Source organism: Nocardioides caeni, assembly GCF_004912195.1.
In the GTDB taxonomy this organism is placed as follows: domain Bacteria; phylum Actinomycetota; class Actinomycetes; order Propionibacteriales; family Nocardioidaceae; genus Nocardioides; species Nocardioides caeni.
Genome location: NZ_STGW01000036.1, coordinates 1 through 1744 on the forward strand (window position 1 = coordinate 1; position 1744 = coordinate 1744).

General features: G+C 70.5%; 2 protein-coding genes, 1 tRNA gene and 1 pseudogene. 1 reads left to right on the top strand and 3 read right to left on the bottom strand.

Going from position 1 to position 1744, the window contains the following annotated elements; genetic code table 11:
* The 3 genes and pseudogenes from E9934_RS19320 to E9934_RS19330 form a co-directional block, all read right to left on the bottom strand.
* Positions 1-292: pseudogene (locus tag E9934_RS19320) on the bottom strand (transcription termination/antitermination protein NusG); the annotation flags it as partial.
* A gap of 52 nt (positions 293-344) precedes the next feature.
* Positions 345-608 (bottom strand): preprotein translocase subunit SecE, encoded by a 264-nt coding sequence (gene secE / locus E9934_RS19325; protein WP_158295082.1) that lies wholly within the window; start codon positions 606-608, stop codon positions 345-347.
* A gap of 35 nt (positions 609-643) precedes the next feature.
* A tRNA-Trp gene (locus E9934_RS19330) sits at positions 644-716 on the bottom strand.
* Between the two features lie 171 nt (positions 717-887).
* Here E9934_RS19330 and E9934_RS19335 point away from each other — a divergent pair.
* Positions 888-1744: adenosine deaminase (locus E9934_RS19335; RefSeq protein WP_238695063.1), on the top strand; the 857-nt coding region annotated here is incomplete at its 3' end.

Consider the following 1744-nt stretch of genomic DNA (forward strand, 5'->3'; position numbering starts at 1 on the left):
CCCTGTTCTCCATGCCGGAGTAGGTGTGCACGACGAACCAGTCACCGGGCTTGGCCCACAGCTCGCGGCGGAACGCCTCGAGCGGGTCCTCGTCGGCGGGCTCCTCGGTGTCGCCCTCGGTCGCCTCCTCGGCTTCCTCCGCGGACTCCTCGGCGTCCTGCTCCTCGATGGCCTCGGTCTCGTCGACCGTGGCGTCCTCGTCGAGGTCGACGTCGGCGGCGTCGTCGGCCGCTTCGTCAGCGGCGTCGAACGCCTCGTCAGCCTCGGGGGCCGGGTCGTACTGCTCCGACACGTGATGCTCCATCAGTTGTGGGACTCGGTTGCGGGGAATCCGGGCGCGTGGCTCAGATGTCGTCCGCGCCGGTGAAGACCTCGAACGCCAGCTTGCCCAGACCCAGGTCGAGCAGCGACACGATCGCGATCATCACGAGCACGAAGAACAGCACGACGAAGAAGTAGGTCACGAGCTGCTCGCGGGTCGGGTAGACGACCTTGCGCAACTCGGCGACGACCTGGCGGTAGAAGGTCAGCGGCCCGGTGCGGTCACCAGTCTGCTTGCCGTCCGCGGGGTCCTTGCGGCCTCCACGGGCTGCGGAAGCATCCGACACGCTGCTCACCCTTCCTTCGTCGTGTTCATCTCTTGCAGGGCACGAGGGACTTGAACCCCCAACCCTCGGCTTTGGAGGCCGATGCTCTGCCAATTGAGCTAGTGCCCTTCGGGCTCTCCGATCGAGCTGGCGCCACCTGTTTCGGGGCGCACTCCATCATGTGGAGATCCACCAAGGGTGGAGTCTACGCATGGCACCCACAGGCCGCCAAAGCCCGGTCGCCTTCGACGAGTGACCGCCGCCCAGAGCCCTCGGGGACCGCGCCCTACGATGGGCGGCGTGCGGGACCTCCAGGCATTGCCCAAGGCTCATCTCCACCTGCACTTCACCGGTTCGATGCGGCACGACACCCTGCTCGAGCTCGCGGCCCGCGACCGCATCCAGCTGCCGGACGCGCTCGTCTCCGAGTGGCCGCCGCAGCTGACGGCCGCGGACGAGAAGGGATGGTTCCGCTTCCAGCGTCTCTATGACGTCGCCCGTTCGGTGCTCCGCACCGAGGCGGACGTACGACGGCTGGTGCGCGAGGCGGCCGAGGACGACGTACGCGACGGCGGCCGGTGGCTGGAGATCCAGGTCGACCCCAGCGGCTACGGCGCCCGCTTCGGCGGGATCTCGGCCTTCACCGACCTGGTGCTCGACGCGGTCCGGGACGCGTCGGAGCGCACCGGGATCGGCATGGCCGTCGTCATCGCCGCCAACCGGACCCGTCATCCCCTCGACGCCCGCACCCTGGCCCGCCTGGCCGCGCAGTACGCCGACCGCGGCGTGGTCGGCTTCGGCCTGTCCAACGACGAGCGGCGCGGCCGGACCTCGGAGTTCGCCGCGGCGTTCGCGATCGCCGAGCGCGCCGGCCTGCTGCTCGCGCCGCACGGCGGGGAGCTGCTCGGGCCCGACCACATCCGGGTCTGTCTCGACCACCTGCACGCCCATCGCCTCGGCCACGGCGTGCGGGCCGCCGAGGACCCGGCGTTGCTCGACCGCATCATCGAGGCGGGCGTCGCTCTGGAGGTCTGCCCGGTCTCCAACGTCGCCCTCGGCGTCTACTCCGACCTCACCTCGGTGCCGCTGCCCACCCTGCTCGACGCCGGTGCGACGGTCGCGCTCGGCGCCGACGACCCGCTGCTCTTCGGATCCCG